This is a genomic window from Thiomonas delicata, assembly GCF_900088825.1.
Classification (GTDB): Bacteria; Pseudomonadota; Gammaproteobacteria; order Burkholderiales; family Burkholderiaceae_C; genus Thiomonas_A; species Thiomonas_A delicata.
Genome location: NZ_LT592170.1, coordinates 840,192 through 862,205 on the forward strand (window position 1 = coordinate 840,192; position 22,014 = coordinate 862,205).

At 64.1% G+C, this 22,014-nt stretch carries 25 protein-coding genes; 22 read left to right on the forward strand and 3 right to left on the reverse strand.

All coding sequences use genetic code 11. From position 1 onward, the window contains the following. Nucleotides 1-104 precede the first annotated feature (104 nt). From lptA to THIARS_RS03970, 3 genes are all read left to right on the forward strand, one after another. A complete protein-coding gene (gene lptA, locus THIARS_RS03960) occupies nucleotides 105-722 on the forward strand; it encodes a lipopolysaccharide transport periplasmic protein LptA (RefSeq protein WP_245845486.1) in 618 nt (205 codons plus the stop codon). A gap of 115 nt (nucleotides 723-837) precedes the next feature. After that, nucleotides 838-1,572: an LPS export ABC transporter ATP-binding protein gene (gene lptB, locus THIARS_RS03965; RefSeq protein ID WP_245845744.1), complete on the forward strand. Its 735-nt coding sequence runs from the start codon at nucleotides 838-840 to the stop codon at nucleotides 1,570-1,572. Between the two features lie 13 nt (nucleotides 1,573-1,585). After that, entirely contained in the window at nucleotides 1,586-3,055 is a 1,470-nt protein-coding gene (locus THIARS_RS03970) for an RNA polymerase factor sigma-54 (protein WP_094159571.1), read from the forward strand. 20 nt (nucleotides 3,056-3,075) lie between these two features. Here THIARS_RS03970 and rfaE2 read toward each other — a convergent pair whose 3' ends face one another. Continuing rightward, nucleotides 3,076-3,606 (reverse strand): D-glycero-beta-D-manno-heptose 1-phosphate adenylyltransferase, encoded by a 531-nt coding sequence (gene rfaE2 / locus THIARS_RS03975; RefSeq protein WP_094160615.1) that lies wholly within the window; start codon nucleotides 3,604-3,606, stop codon nucleotides 3,076-3,078. 156 nt (nucleotides 3,607-3,762) lie between these two features. On the opposite strand from rfaE2, the gene THIARS_RS03980 reads away from it, so the two are divergent. Next, on the forward strand, nucleotides 3,763-5,184 hold the full coding sequence (locus THIARS_RS03980; RefSeq protein ID WP_094159572.1) for a chloride channel protein: 1,422 nt from the start codon (nucleotides 3,763-3,765) through the stop codon (nucleotides 5,182-5,184). 126 nt (nucleotides 5,185-5,310) lie between these two features. On the opposite strand, the gene THIARS_RS03985 is transcribed toward THIARS_RS03980, so the two are convergent. After that, nucleotides 5,311-6,273, reverse strand: coding sequence for a MerR family transcriptional regulator (locus tag THIARS_RS03985; protein ID WP_094159573.1), 963 nt, complete (start codon nucleotides 6,271-6,273; stop codon nucleotides 5,311-5,313). 226 nt (nucleotides 6,274-6,499) lie between these two features. Here THIARS_RS03985 and THIARS_RS03990 point away from each other — a divergent pair, with 226 nt between their 5' ends. The 13 genes from THIARS_RS03990 (at nucleotide 6,500) to hprK (ending at nucleotide 18,099) form a co-directional block, all read left to right on the forward strand. Beyond that, nucleotides 6,500-7,087 (forward strand): glutathione peroxidase, encoded by a 588-nt coding sequence (locus THIARS_RS03990; RefSeq protein ID WP_094159574.1) that lies wholly within the window; start codon nucleotides 6,500-6,502, stop codon nucleotides 7,085-7,087. 129 nt (nucleotides 7,088-7,216) lie between these two features. Further along, complete coding sequence (gene folE2 / locus THIARS_RS03995; protein WP_094159575.1) at nucleotides 7,217-8,041, forward strand: GTP cyclohydrolase FolE2; 825 nt, start codon at nucleotides 7,217-7,219, stop codon at nucleotides 8,039-8,041. 258 nt (nucleotides 8,042-8,299) lie between these two features. Then, nucleotides 8,300-9,634, forward strand: a complete 1,335-nt coding sequence (locus tag THIARS_RS04000; protein ID WP_186436565.1) for an NAD(P)/FAD-dependent oxidoreductase — start codon at nucleotides 8,300-8,302, stop codon at nucleotides 9,632-9,634. Next, the gene (locus tag THIARS_RS04005; protein WP_425444221.1) at nucleotides 9,634-10,473 is read left to right on the forward strand and encodes a DUF1365 domain-containing protein; all 840 of its coding nucleotides are present in this window, start codon (nucleotides 9,634-9,636) and stop codon (nucleotides 10,471-10,473) included. Before THIARS_RS04000 ends, THIARS_RS04005 begins: the two co-directional genes overlap by 1 nt. Beyond that, on the forward strand, nucleotides 10,470-11,738 hold the full coding sequence (locus THIARS_RS04010; protein ID WP_094159577.1) for an SAM-dependent methyltransferase: 1,269 nt from the start codon (nucleotides 10,470-10,472) through the stop codon (nucleotides 11,736-11,738). Before THIARS_RS04005 ends, THIARS_RS04010 begins: the two co-directional genes overlap by 4 nt. A 16-nt stretch (nucleotides 11,739-11,754) precedes the next feature. Then, nucleotides 11,755-12,372, forward strand: coding sequence for a chalcone isomerase family protein (locus tag THIARS_RS04015; protein ID WP_094159578.1), 618 nt, complete (start codon nucleotides 11,755-11,757; stop codon nucleotides 12,370-12,372). Beyond that, nucleotides 12,369-13,712 (forward strand): MFS transporter, encoded by a 1,344-nt coding sequence (locus THIARS_RS04020; protein WP_245845488.1) that lies wholly within the window; start codon nucleotides 12,369-12,371, stop codon nucleotides 13,710-13,712. Before THIARS_RS04015 ends, THIARS_RS04020 begins: the two co-directional genes overlap by 4 nt. Nucleotides 13,713-13,768: 56 nt before the next feature. Next, complete coding sequence (locus THIARS_RS04025) at nucleotides 13,769-14,293, forward strand: DUF3833 domain-containing protein (protein WP_245845491.1); 525 nt, start codon at nucleotides 13,769-13,771, stop codon at nucleotides 14,291-14,293. 11 nt (nucleotides 14,294-14,304) lie between these two features. Next, nucleotides 14,305-15,069 carry an SDR family NAD(P)-dependent oxidoreductase gene (locus THIARS_RS04030; protein ID WP_094159579.1) on the forward strand — a complete coding sequence of 255 codons (765 nt, stop codon included), beginning with the start codon at nucleotides 14,305-14,307 and terminating at the stop codon, nucleotides 15,067-15,069. Next, on the forward strand, nucleotides 15,066-15,554 hold the full coding sequence (locus THIARS_RS04035; RefSeq protein ID WP_094159580.1) for a nuclear transport factor 2 family protein: 489 nt from the start codon (nucleotides 15,066-15,068) through the stop codon (nucleotides 15,552-15,554). Before THIARS_RS04030 ends, THIARS_RS04035 begins: the two co-directional genes overlap by 4 nt. Nucleotides 15,555-16,137: 583 nt before the next feature. Beyond that, nucleotides 16,138-16,470: a ribosome hibernation-promoting factor, HPF/YfiA family gene (gene hpf, locus THIARS_RS04040; protein WP_094159581.1), complete on the forward strand. Its 333-nt coding sequence runs from the start codon at nucleotides 16,138-16,140 to the stop codon at nucleotides 16,468-16,470. Nucleotides 16,471-16,632: 162 nt separating this feature from the next. Beyond that, entirely contained in the window at nucleotides 16,633-17,103 is a 471-nt protein-coding gene (locus tag THIARS_RS04045; RefSeq protein ID WP_094159582.1) for a PTS sugar transporter subunit IIA, read from the forward strand. 39 nt (nucleotides 17,104-17,142) lie between these two features. After that, nucleotides 17,143-18,099, forward strand: a complete 957-nt coding sequence (gene hprK, locus THIARS_RS04050; protein ID WP_094159583.1) for an HPr(Ser) kinase/phosphatase — start codon at nucleotides 17,143-17,145, stop codon at nucleotides 18,097-18,099. 20 nt (nucleotides 18,100-18,119) lie between these two features. On the opposite strand, the gene fur is transcribed toward hprK, so the two are convergent. Beyond that, nucleotides 18,120-18,593: a ferric iron uptake transcriptional regulator gene (gene fur, locus THIARS_RS04055; RefSeq protein ID WP_094159584.1), complete on the reverse strand. Its 474-nt coding sequence runs from the start codon at nucleotides 18,591-18,593 to the stop codon at nucleotides 18,120-18,122. A gap of 70 nt (nucleotides 18,594-18,663) precedes the next feature. Between fur and THIARS_RS04060 the strand changes: the two genes are divergently transcribed. The 5 genes from THIARS_RS04060 to yajC all read left to right on the forward strand — a co-directional run bounded on the left by THIARS_RS04060 (nucleotide 18,664) and on the right by yajC (nucleotide 21,925). Continuing rightward, entirely contained in the window at nucleotides 18,664-19,335 is a 672-nt protein-coding gene (locus THIARS_RS04060) for an outer membrane protein assembly factor BamE (RefSeq protein WP_094159585.1), read from the forward strand. Nucleotides 19,336-19,393: 58 nt separating this feature from the next. Beyond that, the gene (gene dapB, locus THIARS_RS04065) at nucleotides 19,394-20,221 is read left to right on the forward strand and encodes a 4-hydroxy-tetrahydrodipicolinate reductase (protein WP_094159586.1); all 828 of its coding nucleotides are present in this window, start codon (nucleotides 19,394-19,396) and stop codon (nucleotides 20,219-20,221) included. A gap of 24 nt (nucleotides 20,222-20,245) precedes the next feature. Then, complete coding sequence (locus tag THIARS_RS04070) at nucleotides 20,246-20,926, forward strand: MotA/TolQ/ExbB proton channel family protein (RefSeq protein WP_094159587.1); 681 nt, start codon at nucleotides 20,246-20,248, stop codon at nucleotides 20,924-20,926. Next, nucleotides 20,923-21,363: an ExbD/TolR family protein gene (locus THIARS_RS04075; protein ID WP_094159588.1), complete on the forward strand. Its 441-nt coding sequence runs from the start codon at nucleotides 20,923-20,925 to the stop codon at nucleotides 21,361-21,363. Before THIARS_RS04070 ends, THIARS_RS04075 begins: the two co-directional genes overlap by 4 nt. A gap of 229 nt (nucleotides 21,364-21,592) precedes the next feature. Continuing rightward, entirely contained in the window at nucleotides 21,593-21,925 is a 333-nt protein-coding gene (gene yajC, locus THIARS_RS04080; RefSeq protein ID WP_094159589.1) for a preprotein translocase subunit YajC, read from the forward strand. Nucleotides 21,926-22,014 lie beyond the last annotated feature (89 nt).

Here is a 22,014-nt window from a genome sequence, read left to right on the forward strand (position 1 = left end):
GCGTTTTTGCTGGCGTTGCGGTCAAGGCCGTGGAACTCGGGCTGCGGAGCATGGAGCCTGTGCACATGCCTACAATGCGTCGCATGAAAGCAAACTTCATGCCCATGCCTCACAAAAGTGCGCGCACGCTGCTGGCGCTGGCCCTGTGGGCTTCATGCGCCGCGGCCCAGGCCCTGCAGTCGGACAAGGCCCAGCCGATCCATGTCGAAGCCGATGCGATGCGGTACAACGACGTGAAGCAGACCAGCGTCTTCACGGGCAACGTGGTCGTGACCAAGGGCTCGCTCGTCATCCATGCGGCCAAGGTGGATGTGCGACAAGATCCGGACGGTTATGACGAGGCCACGGCCTATGGCAGTCCGGACAAGCTGGCGACCTTCGATCAGGCCCTCGACGCCCAGCCGGGCCAGCCGGTGCCAACCCTGCATGGCAGTGCGACGCAGATCCGTTACGACGGCAGGACCGATGTGCTGACCTTTACCGGCAAGGCGACGCTGGACCGCCTGAGCGACGGCAGGCTGACCGACCGGGCCCAGGGTGACGTCATCACCTACAACGATCTCACGGATATCTTCACCGTGGTTGGCGGCAAGGGCGGGGTCGCGCCCGGCAACCCGACTGGGCGCGTGCGCGTCATGCTTGCGCCGCGCACGGCGCCGCCGGTTGCCAAGGCCTCGGGGCCCGCGCTCAAGGTTTCGCCCAGCATGGAGGCCAAGCCATGAGGCGCCGGCCATCCAGGAGCGCGCTGCGCATCGGCGCGTCCGGAAGGACGTGCCGATGAACGCCGTGCTCCACCCCGTCGAGTCGCTTGCCCAGCCGCAGGCGCAGCCCGCCGGCATGCTGAGCGTGCGGCGCCTGCAAAAGCGCTATGGCGGCCGGATGGTGGTGCGCGACGTGAGCCTGGACGTACGCGGCGGCGAGGTGGTGGGTCTGCTGGGCCCCAACGGGGCCGGCAAGACCACGTCCTTCTACATGATCGTCGGGCTCGTGCGTGCCGACGGCGGCGAAATTCACCTCAACGGCCAGGACATCACGGCGCAGCCGATGTACCGGCGCGCCCGCCTGGGACTGTCCTACCTGCCGCAGGAGGCCTCCATTTTCCGCGGGTTGACGGCCGCCGAGAACGTGCGTGCGGTGCTCGAACTCCAGCGTGACGCCGATGGGCGCGCGCTGAAAAGACCCGAGATCGAGGCGCGGCTCGGCCAATTGCTGCGCGAACTGCATGTCGAGCATCTGGCCGACAGCCCTGCCATCGCGCTGTCGGGCGGCGAGCGAAGGCGCGTGGAGATCGCGCGCGCGCTGGCGACCGATCCCCAGTTCATTCTTCTGGACGAGCCTTTTGCCGGGATCGACCCCATCGCCGTGATCGAAATTCAGCGCATCGTGCAATTTCTCAAGTCGCGCGGGATTGGCGTGCTGATCACCGACCACAACGTGCGCGAGGCCCTGGGCATTTGCGATCATGCCTGCATCATCAGCGAAGGCAGCGTGCTCGCGCTGGGCAGGCCGGACGAGATCGTCAACAACCCCGCGGTACGCAAGGTGTACCTGGGCGAGAGTTTCCGGTTATGAGTCTGACCTGACCATGAAACAAACGCTCAATCTTCGACTGTCCCAGCATCTGGCGCTGACGCCCCAGCTGCAGCAGTCCATTCGCCTGCTGCAGCTCTCGACCCTCGAGTTGCAGCAGGAAGTCGAGCAGATGCTCGAAGCCAACCCCTTCCTGGAGCACGAGGAGGCGGAGCCGGAGCCGGAGGCGGCGTCCGAGGCTCAGGCAACGGCCGAAGTGGCCGAGGCGCGCAAGGAGGCGGCGTCGGACGAGACGCCGGAGCTCAAACTCGACCGGGAAGACTGGCAGGGCGGAGCCGAACAGGGAGACTGGGACGCGGCCCCCGGCGAAACCTGGCAGGGCAGCAACAGCGAGGCCGATGACGACTTCGACCCCCTCGGCCTGGCGCATGTCGGGATCGACTTGCGCGCCCACCTGCGCAGCCAGCTCGCGGGTTTGAGCCTGGGCGAAGGCGACCGCGCCGCTGCGGAAGCCATCATCGATTCGCTCGATGACGACGGCTACCTGCCCGAAGGGCCCGACCAGCTTGCCGCCGAACTCGATGCCACGGCCGACGCCGAGGAGCGCGAGGCTCTGTGCGACGCCTTGCGCATGGGGCTCAAGTTGGTGCAGAGCTTCGACCCCGCCGGGGTGGGCGCCACCACGCTGTCCGAGTGCTTGTGCCTGCAGCTGCGACGCGAGCCGCCGTGCCCGATCCGGGACCTGGCCATGGCGCTGTGCGCGGGTGGGCATATGGACCTTCTGTCCAAGCGCGATTGGCGCCGTCTGGGGCGTCTGCTGCATGCCGACGAGGCCGCTTTGCGCGAGGTGCAGCAACGCATCGCCAAGCTGGACCCGCGCCCGGGGGCGCGCTTTGCGCCGTCCACCGCCCAGGCCGTCACGCCTGACGTCATCGCCCAGCGCAGCGGGCGGCGTTGGCGTGCCGTTCTCAATCCCGAAGTGCTGCCCAAGCTGCGCATCAACGGCCTGTACGCGGATCTGCTGCGGCGTTCGCGCGATGGCGCGGGGCTGTCGGGCCAATTGCAGGAGGCGCGCTGGTTCGTGCGCAACGTGCAACAGCGCTTCGAGACCATCGAGCGCGTGGCCCAGGCCGTCATCGAGCGCCAGCAGAATTTTTTCAACCATGGCGAGCTGGGCATGCGGCCGCTGGTGCTGCGTGAAATCGCCGACGAACTGGGTTTGCACGAGTCCACCATTTCCCGCGTCACCACGCAGAAATACGTGTTGACGCCTTTCGGCACCTTCGAGTTGAAATACTTCTTCGGCTCGGGACTGTCCACCGATACCGGCGGCAACGCCTCGAGCACGGCAGTGCGCGCGCTCATTCGGCAGATGGTGCAGGAGGAAAATCCGGCGGCCCCGCTGTCGGATGGCGAGATCGCCGAACGCCTTTCCGCGCAAGGCATCACCGTGGCGCGGCGCACCGTGGCGAAGTATCGCGACGCCCTGCGCATTCCGCCCACGGCGCAACGCAAGAGCGCGTAGGGGCTGCCGCCTCGCGCGCCCTAGCCCCGATGGCGGCGGATGCGCTGCACGAGCGCCGTGGTTGAGCGCCCCGCGACGAGGGGAATCGCCATCGCGTGCCCGCCCCAGCTGCGTACCAGGGTCGTCTCGGCCAGGGTTTCGATGGCGTAGTCGCCGCCCTTCACGTACAGGTCGGGTCGCACCAGATTGAGCAGGGCGAGCGGCGTGCTCTGGTCGAACAGCACGACAAGATCCACGCTCTCCAGCGCGGCAAGCACCGCGGCGCGGTCGTCCTGCGCATTGAGCGGGCGGTCGGGCCCCTTGCCCAGGGTGCGTGCCGAGGCGTCCGAATTCAAGCCCACGACCAGGCTCGCCCCCTGGGCGCGCGCTTGCGCGAGATAGGTCACATGGCCCCGGTGCAGGATGTCGAACACGCCGTTGGTGAACACCAGCGGACGCGGGAGTAAGGCCAGGGCAGGCGGCAAATCCGTTTGCGCGACGATTTTTTGCAGGAAGGCGGGAGGAGCCGTCGGGGCGTCGACGGTGGAGGCGGGCGTGGAGCGGCTGGACATGTCCGGCATTGTCGCAAAGCTGCGCACGCCGGCCGGCGTGCCTTGGGTGGGCGCGGCGCGTTCACCAAACTTCACGGTTGCATCGCCCGCGAACCGATACCATTTCCCGCATCGCCCCGTTTCCAGCCGTGGGTGCGCAGCGCAAGCCTTTTTCTTATGTCCGATTCCATCTCCAACCGATTCCACGCCCTTCTCGCCCACCTGCGATTCGGCCTCGACCCCATGGTGCCGATGATGCTGATCGCCGCGGCCGTCGGTTTCGCCAGTTCCGTGGCCGTTGAGGGTTTCCGGATGGCCATGTACGCCATCATTCATCTCTACAGCGCGCATGAGCATCTGGTGGCCGCTGCCGCCGGCCTGCCGCTGTGGCAGCGCGCTGCCATTCCGCCGCTCGCGGCAATCGTCGGCGGGCTCATCATGTGGGCCGGGCACCGCTGGATCAAGCGTCCGCGCGGGCCGGAATACATGGAGGCGGTCCGGGTGGGCGATGGCCGGCTGCCGCTGGGGCCGAACCTGGTGCGCACCGTGTCTTCGCTCGTGGCCGTGTCCGGCGGCATCACCATCGGCCGCGAAGGCACGATGATCCAGTTCGCCTCGCTCATCTCGTCCATCATCGGGCGCATTGGCCGCGCCGACGCGGCTCACCAGCGGCTCATCGTCGCCTGCGGCGCCGCCGCCGGCTTCGCCGGGGCCTATCACGCGCCGATCGCCGGGACCCTGTTCGTCGCCGAAATCATTCTCGGCGGCTTGCAGTTGCGCGAGATCGCCGCCGTGCTGGTGGCCGCGGTGATCGGCGAACTCACCACGCAAAGCCTGTTCGCCACCGGGCCGCTGTACCTGGCGCACGCGGTGCCTGCGGTGAGTTTCGTCGATCTGCTCGACGCAGCGCTCCTGGGGCTGCTGGCCGGGTTCATCGGCCCGGCGTTTCTCTGGCTGCTCGACACCTCGCGGCGCAAATACCAGTCGCTGATCGGCTTCCTGCCGTTGCGCATGGGCTTGGCCGGGTTGGTCATCGGCCTGCTTTCTCTGCTCATGCCCGAGGTCTGGGGCAACGGCTACAGCGTGGTGCAGTCTTTTCTCGTCGACCACTGGGCGCTGTCGGCGGTGGCGGGTGTCTTCGTGCTGCGGCTGATCGCCGTCACCGCGGCGAGCGCGGCCGGCATCCCCGGCGGCGTGTTGACGCCGACGTTGGCGCTGGGGGCGGCCATGGGTCTCATGGTCTCGCATTCGTTTCTCGTGCCCGAGGCCAGTCACTCGCAGGCCTTGTGGGCCCTGGTCGGCATGGGCAGCCTGCTGGCGGCCACCACGCACGCGCCGGCGATGTCGGCCATCATGGTGTTCGAGATCACCCGCAACTACAACGTGGTGATGGCCGCCATGCCGGCTTGCGTCATTGCCTCGGTCATCGGCAGCCTGCTGCGCCATCGCTCGGTCTATGCCGAGGCCTTGGGGCTCAAGGAGGGCGAACACAGCACTCTGGGAGTCGTGGAGCGCGCGTTCCCGAGCGCTGGCGAGGAGACGGTGGCAGCTCTTGCGGTGACTGATGCCGGCCCACCCTTGGGCGGCAAGGCTGAGTGACACCGCGGAGGTCCGGCGTAGATCCTGACGCCGCCGCCCTGCGCTTGGGATACCGGTAGACCTTGCCGTCTTGTGAACGGTGTGATCCTCGCTGGTTCGATACAGATCCGATGCGGATCACACGGATCAACTGACTGGGGAATGGGTTTGTCGCCACGTGCGGATGGCTTCGGGCAGACTGGTGAGTTCGCGTGCGATGCGTACACCGTTCGGTGCGCGTCTGAGCGCAGGAGACGAGCCTCCTGCCCAGACCTCAATGGTTTCCGGCAATCGGCTGCGGAGTTCGGCCAGTGCTTCCAGGACTTGCGTCTGGGTGGGTAGTGCGGAAAAGCTCAGCGCCAGCACATCGGCATGGTGTGCCTGTGCGGCAAGCAGCATGCTCGACACCGGCGTTTGCACGCCTAGCGAGACACAGTGGCATCCTTCGAGCGCGAGCATGGCCTCGGCCATGAGCAGCCCCAGCCCATGGGGCTCGTGGGGGATGGTGGTGAGCAGCACGCGTGGGCGCGCCGCCTCGGCTGACTCGGGGCCCGGTACGGCCGAAATGGCGGCGCGCAGCACGCGGTGCAGCGTTTCGGAGAACTGATGCTCTTCGAAGATCTCCAGATCTCCGCGCATCCAAGCCTGGCCAACGTCGGCCACCAGAGGGGCGACGATTTCGGTGACAAAACGCCCCAGGCCCAAACGCATCTGGGCTTGCATCAACTCACGCTTGAGCCGCTCTGCATCATGCTGTTTGACGAGGCGAAGGTAATGCTTCGAGCCTGATTTGAGAGCATCGATTGCGCGCACGGCGGCTGGAGGCGTCGATGCCTGTAGAGATTCGCGTGCCAGTGCCTGGAGTTCTTCTACCGGCCGCGCGACGATGCGACCGGGCCTGTGTCCCGCGGCCATCAGGCGCTTGATCAAGTGCAGTTTTTTCACCTGATCGACTGGATACAGCCGTTCCTGCAGCGCGTCGCGCAAGGGCATCGGAAAGCCGTAGCGCCGTTCCCACACCCTCAGCGTGTCCTTCGGAATGCCGGTGTCGCGCTCAACCGCGGCGATGCTCATGTCGGATAGGGTGGCTGGAGAGGTGCGGTCGTTCATCGAGGAAAGGTGGTCTGGCTTGCATCCAAAACGTTCGCCATGGCGTATGAGGTTTCTGTGCTTGTTTCCCGGTCCCTGGCAGGGATTGCCCCCTATCGTAGGCGGCCATGAAATGGGCTCGGAAAAACCACAATTTTGTCCAGGACAAAATTGGTGTCAGGGTTTTTTGTCTAGGACATCCTGCATCATTTGCAGCCACAAGCATCGCCCTTCCCGGAGTTGTCTCATGCGTCGTCTCAAAATTCTTGCTGTTGTCGTCGCTCTATCCAGCTGGATCGCTTTGGATCTGAATGCGCACGCCACCCCCCCTGTTGCCCAGCCTGCCGCAACGGGCGCATGCCCGTCCCTGTTGAACCAGACATTCCCGCGCTTGCAGGACGACAAGCCCATCGACATGTGTCAGTACGCCGGCAAAGTTGTGCTGGTGGTCAATACAGCGAGCTACTGCGGTTTTACTCCGCAATACAAAGGTTTGGAGGCGCTCTACCGGCAATACGGACCCCAAGGTCTCGTGGTGCTGGGTTTTCCGTCCAATGATTTCAATCAGGAAATGAAGGATCCGGGCAAGATCGCCGCGTTTTGCAGAGACACCTACGACGTCCAATTTCCGATGTTCGCGCCCTCGCACGTGACCGAACCGAAGCCGAACGATTTCTACAAAAAACTGATCATGGCCACGGGTGATCAACCGAAATGGAATTTTTACAAGTATTTGATCGGACGTAATGGGAAGATTGCCGGTGTTTATTCCAGTCTAACCACGCCCGAAAACAAAGACTTCGTCGCAAAGATTCAAGCTCTACTCAAGCAGTAGACGTATCGCAGCGAGTCGCCACATGGCGTGGCGCATCCTGATGCATGCAGCCGAGAAACCGCAGCCGACCGCCCACGACACCCCCCCATGGAGTTGCCCGCAAGGTGCCGCTTCTTGAAAGGACAGCAGATGAACGCCCCTGAACATTTCTTTGCAAGCGAACCCAGAGCATTGCCCGATATTCAGTCCGCCGGCGACCGACGCAACCTGCCGATTCAGCGCGTAGGGGTCAAGGGAGTGCGTCATCCGGTACTCATCCGCACCGTGGATGGCGGCACGCAGCCCAGCGTGGCCACATTCGACATGTTCGTGGCGTTGCCATCCGACGTGAAAGGCACGCACATGTCACGCTTCGTCGAAATTCTCGAAGCCCACGCAGGCGTTCCCCTCGACCCCGCAACGCTGCGTGGCATGTTTGACCGCATGCTTGAGCGGCTGGGCGCCCAACGTGGTGAGATCGCCCTGACGTTCACCTATTTCATGCGCAAGACGGCGCCGGTATCGGGTGTGAGCAGCCTGATGGACTATGAAGCCAGCTTTCATGTGACGGGTCGCGTCGGAGCGCCAGCACAGGTGCACATGGCGTTGCAAGTTCCGGTCACGAGCCTGTGCCCATGCTCGCGCGAGATTTCCAATTACGGTGCGCACAACCAGCGGTCGCACTTGACCCTGAAGATCGAGACCAAGGCCCCGATGCATTTGGATGACATCGTGCGTGTGGCCGAAAGCAGCGCCTCCTGTGAGCTTTGGGGGTTGCTCAAGAGGCCGGATGAGAAGTATGTCACCGAACGCGCCTATGACAACCCCAAGTTTGTCGAGGACCTGGTGCGGGACGTGGCTCTGGCACTGCGGTCGGATGCGCGCGTGGATGCATTCACGGTGGAATCGGAGAACTTCGAGTCGATCCACAACCACTCCGCCTACGCGCGCATCGATTTCGTGCGCGGGGCATGAATCCAGTTGCGTGCGAATCTCGTATGCCTTGGTGTGCACCGGGCTTGCTGCTCTCTCGACAGCGCCACCGGATTTCCATTTCCTCGCTGCTCGAACCGGCACGGCCATGAGAACTTTTCGATTTTCCCGCACCGAAACAACGGCACTGCCCCGACACACGGTTGGCTTGGGAAACCCGGCTTACCTGTCATGGCTGCGTCCCGGCTCCGGCGCTGGGCGGCGTAACCAGATGCACGCCCAGTTTTGCGGGAGTGTGTGATGCGAATCGCCATTGTCGGCACGGGCATTTCAGGCCTCGCTGCAGCCTGGCGCTTAAAGGAGCATGCGCAACTGACCGTATTCGAGGCCGGCAGTCATTTCGGAGGCCACACGCACACGGTGGATGCCACTGTGGGGAGCATGACCTATCCGGTCGACACCGGTTTTCTCGTGCTCAATCGCCGTACCTACCCCGGCCTGCTCAGCCTGTTCACGGAACTGCACATTCCGATTGCCGAGTCTGACATGTCCTTTTCGGTCCAGCGCCTGTATCCCGGTGGGAGGCGCTTGGAGTGGAGCGGAGCCAATCTGAACACTGTGTTCGCCCAGCGCGCGAATCTGCTGCGCCCGCGCTTCTGGCGCATGCTGGGCGACATTCTGCGCTTCAACCGTGAGGCAACAGAGCTGGCCGAGGCGGCTCAGCCCGCTTTGGCGGACACGCGCAGCGTGAGAGATTTTCTGCACGCAGGCCGATACAGCGACGACTTTGCGCATGGATATTTCCTGCCCATGGCGGCCTGCATCTGGTCTTGTCCCACGTCCCAAATGCTCGACTTTCCGGTCGCCACGATGGCGCGGTTTTGTCACAACCACGGTCTGCTGCAGGTGACGAAGCGCCCACAATGGCTGACTGTGCGCGGCGGTGCGCGACAGTATGTCGAGCGCATCGTCACCAGGCTGCCCGATGCGCGTCTGAACACCCCCGTCCGGCGTGTCAAGCGCTTCGACATGGGCGTCGAAGTGTCCACGGACACCGGCACGGAATGGTTCGATCACGTGATTCTCGCCTGCCACAGCGATCAGGCATTGGCCCTTCTGGCTGATGCGAGCCAGACCGAACGCGAGGTCCTTGGCGCCATACGCTACCAGCCTAATCGTGCCGTGTTGCATACAGACACCCATCTGCTGCCGCGAAACCCTAGGGCGTGGGCCGCATGGAATTATGAAAGCGCCATGCCCTCGGAGCGCCATGATCTCGGCAGAACCGTGCAGCCGACCGTCTGTCTGCACTATCTCATCAACAAGTTGCAGCCCGTGCCATTCGACCGGCCTGTCATGGTCACCATGAACCCGGTACGCGAACCCGAGCCGTCGAGCGTTCTGCGTCAAATCGACTATGCACATCCGGTGTTCGACACCGCGGCGGTCGCAGCGCAGTCTCGCATTCCCGAACTGCAGGGCCGACGCCGGACCTTCTATTGCGGCGCATGGTGTGGCTACGGTTTTCATGAAGATGGCCTGAAGGCAGGTTATGCCGCGGCCAATGCCCTGCTTGCCCAGGCCAGTCGGCATGCCCTGGAAAGTCTGCCCTCAATGCAGGCCGAGGTGATGTGATGAGCGAGGCATCGGCCCTGTCGCACGCCGCCATCGCAGGGCCGCCTGCCTGCCGTGGCAAGCCGGCCCTGCCGCAGATTGCCATGGGTATGGTGCATCACACACGGCTGCGCCCGGTCGTCAACCGTTTCGCCTACCGTGTGTTCTTCCTCCTCCTGCCGATGCGCACCCTCGCGCGCGACCCAGGCCTGTTGCCGATCGCGCGCAACCGCGCTGCGGCAGTGAGCTTTCACGACCGCGATCATGGCGATGGCGGGAGCGACAGCCTGGGCTGGCTCCTGGGATTGCTGCACGAACAGGGCATTCGTGATGCCGATGGCGAAATCTGGTTGCAGACTTTTCCACGCGTGCTGGGCTATGTGTTCAACCCGGTGAGCTTCTGGTACTGCCATCAGGCCAGCGGGGAGTTGCGAGCAATTGTTGCCGAGGTCAACAACACGTTCGGTGAGCGGCATTGCTATTTGCTTGAGCCTGGCAATCGGGCACAGACGCTGGCCTGGGGCCAAGAGCTTCGAGCCGCCAAGGTGTTTCATGTCTCCCCGTTTTGCGCAATCGAAGGCGGCTATCGCTTCCGCTTCTTGCGCGCCCAGCATCACGATGGCGAGCGCTTGGTCGCTCGCATCGAACACGACGATTCCAGCGGCCCGCTCGTACTGACCAGCATCAGCGGCTGCCTGCATCCCCTCAGCACGGCGAGCGCGAGGTCCGCCTTGTTCGCCAACCCCATGATGACCTTGGGTGTGATGGCGCGTATCCACTGGCAAGCGTTCAAGCTCTGGCGCAAGCGCGTGCCGTTCCACTTCAAGCCTGCACCACCCGATAACTCCGTGACGCGATGAATCCACGCCCATCTGCCGCCGTTGGCGCGACCCCGAGCCACGAGCTTGGCGATTCCCGCCTGCGCGCGGTGCCGTTTGCAGCGCGCACAGTGCTGGCCTTGTTGCAGCGCCTGCGAGGTGGGCGACTGGAACTGCGGCTCCCCGATGACAAGACCTTGCATTTCGGCGAGCACCAATCCGATTTGCCGCTTGTGCATCTGCACGTGCGTGACTGGGCTGTGTTCTCGGCTGTGCTGCGTCGCGGCGACATCGGTTTTGCCGAGGGTTACTTCGACGGTCAATGGACGACATCCGATCTGCCCGGGCTTCTGGGTTTGCTATTGGCCAATCGCGGCGCGGTGGAGCGCGTCCTGCATGGCAGCGCCTGGGGCACGCTCATGGCTCGCCTGCGCCATGTACTCAACCGCAATTCGCGCAGTGGAAGCCGCTACAACATCCACGTCCACTACGACATCGGCAACGCCTTCTATCAGCTTTGGCTGGATCGGGGCATGACGTATTCCTCCGCCCTGTTCAGCACCTCGGAGCAGAGTTTGGAGGCAGCGCAGCAGGCCAAGTTTGCACGAGTTGCGGCCCAACTCGATTTGCCGGCGGGGAGTCGGGTGCTGGAAATCGGTTGCGGCTGGGGTGGTTTTGCCGAAACTGCCGCGCGCTCCGGGCTTCGCGTGACTGGCATAACCTTGTCCACCGAACAACTGGCCTTCGCCCGCGATCGGTTGCGGGTTGCGGGACTTGCGGAGATGGCGCAGCTGAGCCTGTGCGACTACCGCGACGCGGCTGCAATTGCCCCGACCGAAGGTTACGACGGCATCGCCTCCATCGAGATGTTCGAAGCTGTGGGCGAGGCGTACTGGCCGAGCTTCTTCAAAACCGTGGCGACCCAACTCAAGCCGGGCGGACGCGCCTGCATCCAGACCATCACGATCGACGATGCCATCTTTCCCCAGTACCGCCGGGGGACGGACTTCATCCAGCAGTACATCTTTCCTGGCGGCATCCTGCCAAGCAGATCGGCATTTGTCGCGCAGGCGCGTCAGGCCGGGCTTGAGGTGGCGGACGCCCTGGCCTTCGGCCAGGACTATGCCAGAACGCTTGCGTTGTGGAGGCAGCGTTTCTTGCGGCAGCGTGATGCGGCTCGCGCGCAGGGTTTTGGCGAGCGCTTCCTTTTGTTGTGGGAGTTCTATCTTGCTTATTGCGAGGCCGGATTCGCGCAACGGACTCTCGACGTTGTGCAGTTCACGCTCCGGCACCGACGAGAAGCATGAGCCGAAGATCGAGGCCATGATGCGCGCGATGGACAACCTTCCCTGCGAACGCAGGCGTACACGGCTGCTGCAGGCCGCCAGCGTGGCATTGATGATCGCCACGCCTTGCATCGCGCGCGCTGCCGACTCCGTCGGCCCGCCTTCGGCCTTCGTCGTTCGCGTTTTGGGTGATGCGCGCCTGATCGGCAGTGGTCTGTATCGCTGGTGGGGCTTCGAGGTGTATACGGCAGCACTTTGGGTGGGACCAAGAGGAATCAATCCCGCGCAGCTAACAGACGCCCCGTTCGCACTTGCACTGCGCTACGCCCGCCGTATCAAGGGGCGCGACATTGCCGACATGTCCGACCTTGAAATGCGCAGGCTCGGCATGGGTACTGATGACGAACGGGCGGCGTGGCTGCAGCGCATGCGTGCGATCTTTCCCGATGTGCGCGATGGTGATGTCCTGTGCGGCGTGTTCGATACAGACGCGCCGGGCGGGCCGCAGACAACCTTTCTCTTCAACGACAGGCCCATTGGCCGGATTGCGGGGGATGCCTTTGCCTGCGCATTTTTCTCCATCTGGCTATCCCCCAAGACCACCGCGCCGGCGCTGCGCGCGGCATTGTTGGCGCGAGCCCAGACCATGCCATGAGCGCCGAATCTGGCGGTGCGGCGCGCTTGAACATGTTGGGCGCGAACGCGCAAGGGCGCGTATGGATCAAGTCCTGCGCTACGGTTCAACTCGTGTGCTACGGCGCACCCCAGTTCGCACTGAGCTTCGTCGCTTTGCCGCTCTATGTGTTTCTGCCGGACTACTACGCCACGCGCTTTGGTGTTCCACTCGGCTTTCTCGGTGCCGTGTTGTTGCTGGCGCGTTTGCTTGACGCAGTCATCGACCCGGTCATTGGCCGTTTGGCCGATCACAGGCTGGGGGCGGGTCGGGGCTGGCGATTCATGGCGGTCAGCGGCGTTTTGCTCGCGCTGGGCTTCGCCCTGCTTCTGGGCTTTCCTCTCGTGGTGGTTTACGCGTCACAGCCATACACCTTTACCGCAGTGATGGGCTTGGCGCTGTTGTTGACCTATTCTGGCTACAGCGCCGCCAGCGTGACGCACCAAGCCTGGGGGTCGACGCTCGGTACTGACGAAGCCGAGCGCGTGCGCATTTTCGCCTGGCGCGAGGGGTTGGGCCTGGCCGGGGTGCTGGTGGCCGCCAGCGTGACGCAGCTCGGCGGGGCGCTCGGCTTCACGTTGGTATTTACCGCCAGTCTGTGGATCGGGTTGTGGTTGTTGAGGCGTGCGCCGGCGCCGCGTCAATTCCTCGTGCACGAAACTTTGCATGGTCTGCGAGCCGCATTCGAGCCCCTACGTCACCTTGCCTTCCGCCGTTTGCTATTGGTGTATCTCGCCAGCGGTGTGGCCGCCGCGGTACCTGCAACATTGGTTTTGTTCTTCATCCGCGACCGTATTGGCGCACCCGAACTGGCTGGGTTTTACTTATTGATCTACTTCGCCTGTGGGGCAGCGTTCCTGCCGTTGTGGTTGCGTGTGGCGAAGCGTTGGGGGGCGGCGCCGAGTTGGCTTGTGGGCATGGGGCTCAGCGTGGTCGTGTTCCTGGGAGCCGCACTTCTGCAACCCGGCGATCGCTGGGCTTATGCCGGAATCTGTGCCGCCTCCGGCCTGGCACTGGGTTCGGATCTTGTGCTTCCGCCCGCGCTTCTTGCGGGCCTGATTCGCAACTTGGGCCATGGAGGGCAACTCGAGGGAGCCTACTTCGGGATCTGGGGCATGGCCACCAAGCTGACGTTGGCTCTGGCCGCTGGAGCCGCGCTGCCACTCCTGGCCAGCCTCGGCTATGTGCCTGGCACCCCCGCCACGGGGGTGTTGCCGCCCCTGGTGGTGGCTTATTGCCTACTGCCTTGCATTCTCAAACTGCTGGCGGGGGCCGCTTTGTGGTTCGGCTGGATGCACTGGGCGCGGAGTCCGGCATGTTGATACACCCAATGGAGAATTTCCCCATGAAACGGTTCTGGAGCGCATCGCGTTTTGGCATGGCCGCACTTGCATGTATCGCTTTGCTGGGCGGGTGCGCCAGCGTCACGCCGATGGACTATCGCGGCGAAAAACCCTCGCTGAAACTGGAGCAGTATTTCAACGGCCCACTGACTGCGGATGGCATCGTGTTCAATCGCGCAGGCAAGGTCGTTAAACGTTTCCACGTCGATATGGTGGGCGTCTGGCACGGCGACGAGGGCACGCTGACCGAGAATTTCACTTACAGCAATGGGGCCAAGCAGGTGCGAGTCTGGACGCTCAGGCGTGTGCCTGGTGAACACGGCGAGCGTCGCTACCAGGGTAGCGCAGGTGATGTCGTCGGTACCGCCAGCGGCTATGCCGAGGGCAATGCATTCAACTGGCGCTATACCCTGTTGCTGCCCGTCGGCGGAGCGACCTACCAGGTGCAAATGGACGACTGGATGTACCAGATGGACCAGCATGTGCTGCTGAATCGCACGGTGATGACCAAGTTCGGCTTCGAAGTCGCAAGCATCTTCATCGCTTTTCACAAGCCTTGACGGGGCTCAGCATGCCGCTCAATCCTCGTTTTACCGATTGGTCAGGCAAACGGGTCTGGATCATTGGCGCCTCCAGCGGCATCGGCGCTGCACTCGCACGGGATTTGCTCGCACGCGGTGCCAGGGTCGCGGTATCGTCACGCAGCCAGGACAAGCTCGCCGAGATGGTCGGTGCCCTGGTTCTGTCGCTGGACGTTCGCGATGGCGCTGCGCTGCGGCAGGCCATGACGCGCATCCAAGGTGCGTACGGCGGGCTTGATCTGTTCGTCTATTGCGCGGGTATCTATGCCCCGCAACGCGCGACGGGCTTCGATCTGCCCTCGGCCCTCGCGCACGATGACATCAACTATCGCGGCGTCTTGCACGCGCTCGATGCGGTGCTTCCGGGACTGCTCGCACAACGCAGCGGCCACATCGCACTGGTGTCCAGCGTGGCTGGGTGGCGCGGCTTGCCGCAGGCGCTGGCGTATGGCCCGACCAAGGCTGCGCTGATCAACCTGGCTGAGGTTTTGTACACGGATCTGCGAGCGTCGGGTATAGGCGTGAGCGTGATCAATCCCGGTTTCGTCGATACGCCGCTGACCGTACGCAACGACTTCGCGATGCCCGCTCTGATAACTGCGCAGCAGGCGGCGGGCGCCATCTTGCGAGGGCTGGAGCACGGGCGCTTCGCTATCCATTTTCCAAAGCGGTTCACGCTGTGGTTGCGCTTGTTGCGGCTGCTGCCAGACCCTTTGTATTTCGCCGCCGTGCGCCGCATCACGGGTCTCGGATGAGCACGGCGCATCGCGTTTTCGGAACCTATGCGCCCGCGTCGGATCCGGTGCATGGGGGCCACCAGGCTCTGTCGCGTTTCATCGCCTATTTTGAGACCCTGTCGCGATCCAGCCTCGACGATATCGCTCGTATTTATGCTCCCAACGCCCGTTTCAGGGATCCCTTCAACAATGTGCAGGGCCTGGATGCCGTGCGACGTGTTTTCGTCCACATGTTCGCCGTCACGGAGGCGCCCCGCTTTGTCGTGCTAGACGCCCTGGGCAATACGACCCAGGGCTTCGTGGTCTGGAATTTCAACTTCCGTGGCAAGGGGCGCGCCGCGCGCGACTGGGTCATTCATGGCGCCACCCGGCTCGAATTCGACGCCCAGGGCCTGGTGACCCTGCATCGTGATTACTGGGATGCCGCCGAGGAACTCTACGAGCACTTGTTCATGCTGGGCCCATTCTTGCGCGCAATCAAGAAGCGCTTGCAGGCCGATTGATTTGCCCCGGTGGTGGCTATTTCAACCACCCCTGCGTCTGAGAATCTACGGCGGCAGGGTTTGAGTCCAACATGAGGGCGAGGGCGAAAGGATGGTCGAGGGCCCAGTTTGGCGATGAGGGTCGGGGTCAATCGTGCGACCGAGAACAAATCGACGATGTCATGCCGGACCAAGCGGTTGCTTTGCAGGGTGAGGACATCGAGCATGAACGCATAGCGCCCGGTACGCGGCACACCGGATCTGGGATGCGAATCGGTGGGCGTGGAAGGGTCGGCCACGCACGGTGAGGGCACCGCCCGAGATGGCTGAAAAGCCAGTTCGGATCCATTGGTGTTGAAATGACTGAATTTCGGCGTGAAAAACTGTTCGTTGCCGTATGTTGGCCATGGGCGGCGCGTCTGTTGCGCTGCGGCGAATTCCTCCTGCCCAGGTTCGGCTTGATTTTGGCTGGAGGCCGGCGCACACTGCAATCGCCTTGCTGCCGCGCGTCGGCGCCGTCCGATTGGCGCAGCGGTGGCGGGCAAGCCTCGGAACCGGGCTTCACCCGAACCGTTTTGCTCAACTGTGTAACCAGGAGGGATTTATGAACCTGACCATCAGCGGCCACCACATGGACGTGACGCCAGCCTTGCGCAGCTATGTCGAAGCCAAGCTGCACCGCGTGACGCGACATTTCGATCAGCTGATCAGTGTCAACGTGCTGCTCTCTGTGGAGAAGCAAAAGGAAAAGGAACGCCGCCAGAAGGCTGAATGCAATTTGCAACTCAAAGGCAAGAACATCTTCGCCGAATGTCAGGATCAAGACCTGTACGCCGCCATCGACGAATTGGTGGACAAGCTCGACCGTCAGGTCGTCGAGCACAAAAACCGCACGCGCGCCCACCAGGCCGTGCCGGCAAAGCATCTCGCTTCCTAACGCACCCCGTCCGGCGCCATCGCCTCGGCTTTGAGGTCGGTGGCGCCGGGGGGCTACGCCACGCTCATGATTGCAACTTGGCGTGATTGAACCAAGAATTCATCGTGTCGTCCGCACAAGCCGATACACTCGCAAACTTTCTGATCCCGTATTTTTTTACCCATGAATCAACTGGCCCAGATTCTGCCGCTGGCCCACGTCCAGGTGAACGTGGAGGCCAGCAGCAAGAAGCGCGCATTCGAGTTCGCGGGTCTGCTGTTCGAGAATCACCTGGGACTGGCCCGCGCTGTCGTGACCGATAACCTGTTCGCACGCGAACGCCTTGGTTCCACCGGGTTGGGCCAGGGCGTGGCCATACCGCATGGCCGCATCAAGGGACTCAAACAACCCAGCGCCGCCTTGGTGCGGCTGTCCAGCCCGGTGCCTTTCGAGGCGCCCGACAACCAGCCGGTGCAGCTGCTGGTCTTCCTGTTGGTGCCCGAAGCGGCATCCGGCAAGCATCTGGAAATTCTCTCCACGATCGCCGAGATGCTGTCGGACAACGCCTTCCGTCAGAGTCTGCTGGATGCGCCCGACGCCGCGCACGCCCATCGCCTGGTGCTTGACTGGGCCACGCTGCAGCACGCGGCGTGAGCTTCGCGCGCCTACGCCGCATGGCTTCGATGCATTGACTTGAAGGCCGCCACTCTTTCCGCCGACAGCCTTTTCGAGGCCAACACGGGGCTGCTCAAGTGGCAGTGGCTGGCCGGGCAGAGCAATCCCGAGCGTCGATTCGACGATGCCGCCGTCGAAGGCGCCAGTTCGGGGGCCGACCTGGTTGGCTATCTCAATTACATCCACCCTTACCGGGTCCAAATTCTGGGCTGGCGCGAGGTGCATTACCTGGTTCATGCCGAGGAGGCCGACAGCGCGCGGCGCATTCGTCGCGTGGTCGGCCTGGAGCCGCCGGCATTGGTCATCGCCGACGGGGCGCAGCCGCCGCAGGCGCTGATCGATGCGTCGGAGGAAGCGCGCATTCCGTTGTTCACCACCGCGGAGCCGGCAGCGTTCGTGATCGACGTGCTGCGCGCTTACTTGTCGAAGCTGTTCGCCAATCGCACGACCCTCCACGGCGTGTTCATGGACATTCTCGGCCTGGGGGTGCTCATCACAGGCGAATCGGGCCTGGGCAAGAGCGAACTGGGGCTGGAACTCATCTCGCGCGGTCATGGCCTGGTGGCCGACGATTGCGTGGAGTTTTTGCGCGTGACGCAAAGCACCATCGAGGGCCACTGCCCGCCGCTCCTGCAGAACCTGCTCGAAGTGCGCGGCATCGGCATTCTGGACATCAAGACCATCTTCGGCGAGACCGCCGTGCGCCGCAAGCTGCGCCTGCGTCTCATCGTGCATCTGGTGCGGCGCGACACCCAGGACCAGGACTTCGAGCGCCTGCCCACCGGCAACGTCCGACAAGACGTGTTGGGTGTGGCGATCCGCAAGGTGCTGATCCCCGTCGAGGCTGGGCGCAACCTTGCCGTGCTGGTCGAGGCCGCCGTGCGCAACACGATTCTCCAGTTGCGCGGCATCGACACTTTCAAGGAGTTCCAGGATCGTCAGCGCCTGGCGATGCTGGAGGGCGGGGACGACTGACCGGGGCTGGGGCGGTCGCGTCAGCTGCCGTCGCGTTCGGTCAGAAACGCGCGCGGCTCGGCGGGCCGATGCGGACATGGCTCGCGTTTGCACGTGGCGTACAGCGCCAGCGAGTGCTCCTGCAGCAGGAAGCCATGGTCGGTGGCGATTTTTTTCTGGCGCCGTTCGATTTCCGGATCGACGAATTCCTCGACACGGCCGCAGTCCAGGCAGAGCAGGTGGTCGTGGTGCTTGCCCTCGTTGATCTCGAAAATCGCCTTGCCCGACTCGAAGTGGGTGCGCGACAGGATGCCTGCCTGTTCGAACTGGGTGAGCACACGGTACACCGTTGCCAGGCCGATATCGCGCGAGTTGTCGTTGAGCAACTCGCGGTAGACGTCCTCGGCGGTCATGTGGCGCACGGCACCTTTCTGGAAGATTTCCAGAATTTTCAAGCGCGGCTGCGTGACCTTCAGACCCGTGCTGCGCAGACCCTGGGCGTTGGAAACAGGCATGGGGATAAGGGATGTTTAGAATGAACATCATAGTTCACCCTCCAGGCGGCAGCCAACCGCCAAATCCCTGATGCAAGTCCCTCGTGCCCGTTCCGCGCCATGCGCCTCGCCTGCCCTGCGTGCGGCGTTCCTGGCCTTGGTTTTGCCTGCAGCCCTGGCGCTCGGCGCATGCAGCAACCTGACGCAGCAGCGCGATCTCACGAGCGTGTTCAAGCCTTACCGCATCGACGTGATCCAGGGCAATTTCATCTCCAAGGAAATGGCCGACGCGCTCAAACCCGGCATGAGCAAGGAGCAGGTGCGCGAAATTCTCGGCACCCCGCTGCTGCAGGACATCTTCCACGCCGATCGCTGGGAATACGTGTTCAGTCTGCGCCAGGGCTACCACGCCCCCATCGTGCGCCGCTACACCGTGTTCTTCGACAAGGCTGGCAAGATGGTCCGCGCCGAGGGAGACCCGCTGCCTTCGGAGAACGCTTTCGTCGCCCAGATCAATGCCTTGCGCGAGGGCGGCGGCACGCCGAAGGTGTTGAGCGAGGCGCAGTTGGAGGACGAAATCGCCGCCGCGCAGAAAAAGATGGCGGCGCACAAGCCGGTCGCCGCCGCCTCGGCTTCGCAAGGCCCGTTGCAAGTCGTGGCGCCAGCGGCCGAGATCAGCAAGCTGGAGGCGCTGACCGCGGCGTCCAGCCCATCCGCCGCGGCTTCCGCGCCGGTGCCCGCGGCCAGCGGCGCGCAGCCCTGAAATCCCCGCTGCCGTACGCTTACTGCATATCGTTCACAGCACGGTTTCGTTCCCGCGTATGACTACCGACCCCGCGACCAAACTCCTCCGCATCGCCGTTGCAGGCAGCAGCGGGCGCATGGGCCGCATGCTCGTCGAGGCCATCGCGGCGGCACCGGATTGCCAGCTCGCCGGGGCGCTCGACCGTGCCGAGTCCCCGGCCATCGGTCAAGACGCGGGCGCACCCATGGGGCTGACCACGGGCGTGGCGGTCACCGCCGATCTGGATGCCGGTCTCGGTGGGGCGCAAACGCTCATCGACTTCACGCGTCCCGAGGGGTCGCTGGCGCACCTGCAAGCGTGCCTGCGCCACCGCGTGGCGATGGTCATCGGCACGACGGGATTCGACGCCCAGGGACTGGCCCGCATCCGTGAGGCCTCGCGCACGATCCCCATCGTCATGGCGCCCAATATGAGCGTGGGCGTCAACGTCGTGTTCAAGCTGATCGAGCAGGCGGCCCGCGCCCTTTCCGAGGGGTACGACATCGAAATCATCGAGGCGCACCACCGTCACAAGGTGGATGCGCCATCCGGCACGGCGCTCAAGATGGGCGAGGTGGCGGCGGCAGCCAGCGGCCGCGTCCTGGAGCGCGATGCGGTATGGGCGCGGCACGGCCACACCGGCGAACGCGAGCCGGGATCCATCGGCTTTTCCGTGATCCGCGGTGGCGACATCGTGGGCGACCATACGGTGCTGTTCGCGGGCACTGGCGAACGCATCGAAATCACCCACAAATCCAGCAGTCGCGCCACCTACGCCGCAGGCAGCCTGCGCGCCGCGCGCTTCCTGGCCGACAAGTCGAGCGGGCTGTACGACATGCAAGCCGTGCTCGGCCTCGAGTCCTGAGCGCAGCAAGCCAAGGCCAGCGCGATGGGCGGACTCACTGCATTCTGGGACCAAGGCGACGCCCTGATTCGCGCGGTGGCGCTGCTGCTGTTGGCCATGTCGCTGGCCAGCTGGTTCGTGATCCTGTGGAAATCCGCCATGCTCGGCAACGCCGCGCGTCGCGTGCCGCGCGCCATTGCCGCTTTTTGGGCCGCTCCCGATTTGCTGGCCGCGCCTGCCGCCGCGCGCGCGGCCGATGCGCGCGGCTTGACGGCCAGCCTTGCCGATTGCGTCGTCCGCTTTGCTCCGCAACAGGACGGCCGCGGCGCGGATTGGCAGTCGCGTCCCGACCGGGTGCGGCGCGAGCTGCGCACGGCGTTGAATGCCGCCAGCCGCCAGTTGCATGCCGGCCACGTGCTGCTGGCCAGTGTCGGCAGCACCGCGCCCTTCGTGGGTCTTTTCGGAACCGTCTGGGGCATCTATCACGCCCTCACCACCATTGCCGCCACACGCCAGGTCGGCATCGACAAGGTCGCGGGTCCAGTGGGCGAAACGCTCATCATGACCGCGGCGGGGCTGGCCGTGGCCATCCCCGCCGTGCTTGCCTACAACGCCCTCGGCAAGCGCGCCCGTGCGCTTGATGCCGAGTTGGAAGGCTTTGCGCTGGACCTGATGCATTTGCTCGCTGGCGGGCCGCACGTCAGCGACCGCCATTGCGCGCCATGAGCTTCGGCCGCTTCGATCGCGGGGGCATGGATGCCCCGATGAGCGACATCAACATGACGCCGCTCATCGACGTGATGCTGGTGCTTCTGGTCATCTTCATCATCACGGCGCCGCTGCTCGCCGGTCATATTGCCGTCGATCTTCCCAAGGTGAACACGCCGGCCGCCCAACAGGCGCCGAAAAGTCTCTCGGTGTCCATTCAGAAAGATGGCAGGCTGTATCTGGGGGATCGGCCGACAACGCTTGCGGCGCTCAAGGCGCGCTTCGCCGAGGCCGCCAAGGTGCGTTCCGACACGGAACTGCGCATCCGTGCCGATACCGCTGCGCCCTATGGCGACGTGGCCCGGGTGATGGGCGCGGCGCAGGATTCAGGGCTGACCCGCATCGGCCTGATCACACAGCCCGCGGGGGCGGCGTCGGGTGTTGTCGCACGGTAAGGTTCCGCGCGAGGTTGCTACCAACGGCTGGCTGCCGCTGCACTGGGGCATGGCGCCGAAGCAGGGCGGGTTTTGTTGAACTCAGGCTATCGGCCGTGACCTGGTTCAGCATGTCAGCACATGGCCATGTAGGACATCGAGGCTGGATGCTCACCCAGATTTGCGACAATGCCGGTTTGTGCGAAGTCTTGCGCATCCATTCCTTCAATCCCTTGAACGGATCGACCCCATGAATTTGATCTCCCTCGCGCACGCCCAAGCGGCTGCCCCCCAAGCCGGTCCCGAGTCCACGCTGGTGAGCCTGCTGCCCATCGTGGTGATGTTCGTCATCCTCTACTTCGTGATGATCCGCCCCCAGATGCGGCGCCAGAAGGAAGTCAAGGCCATGATCGAGGCCCTGGCCAAAGGCGACGAGGTGGTGACCACCGGCGGCCTCGTGGGCCGCGTCGCCAAGGTCGGGGACAACTATATCCAGCTGGAAATCGCAGACAAGCTCGAAGTGCAGGTGCAGCGCTCGGCGGTGAGCATGGTGCTGCCCAAAGGCACCATCAAGAGCGCCTGAATTCCGCGTCCATCCAAGTCGTGACGGTGCGCGCACGCGCCGCTCGCCCCCGCAGAAGCCGCCGGCCGGCCTCCGTCGCCTGAGTCCAC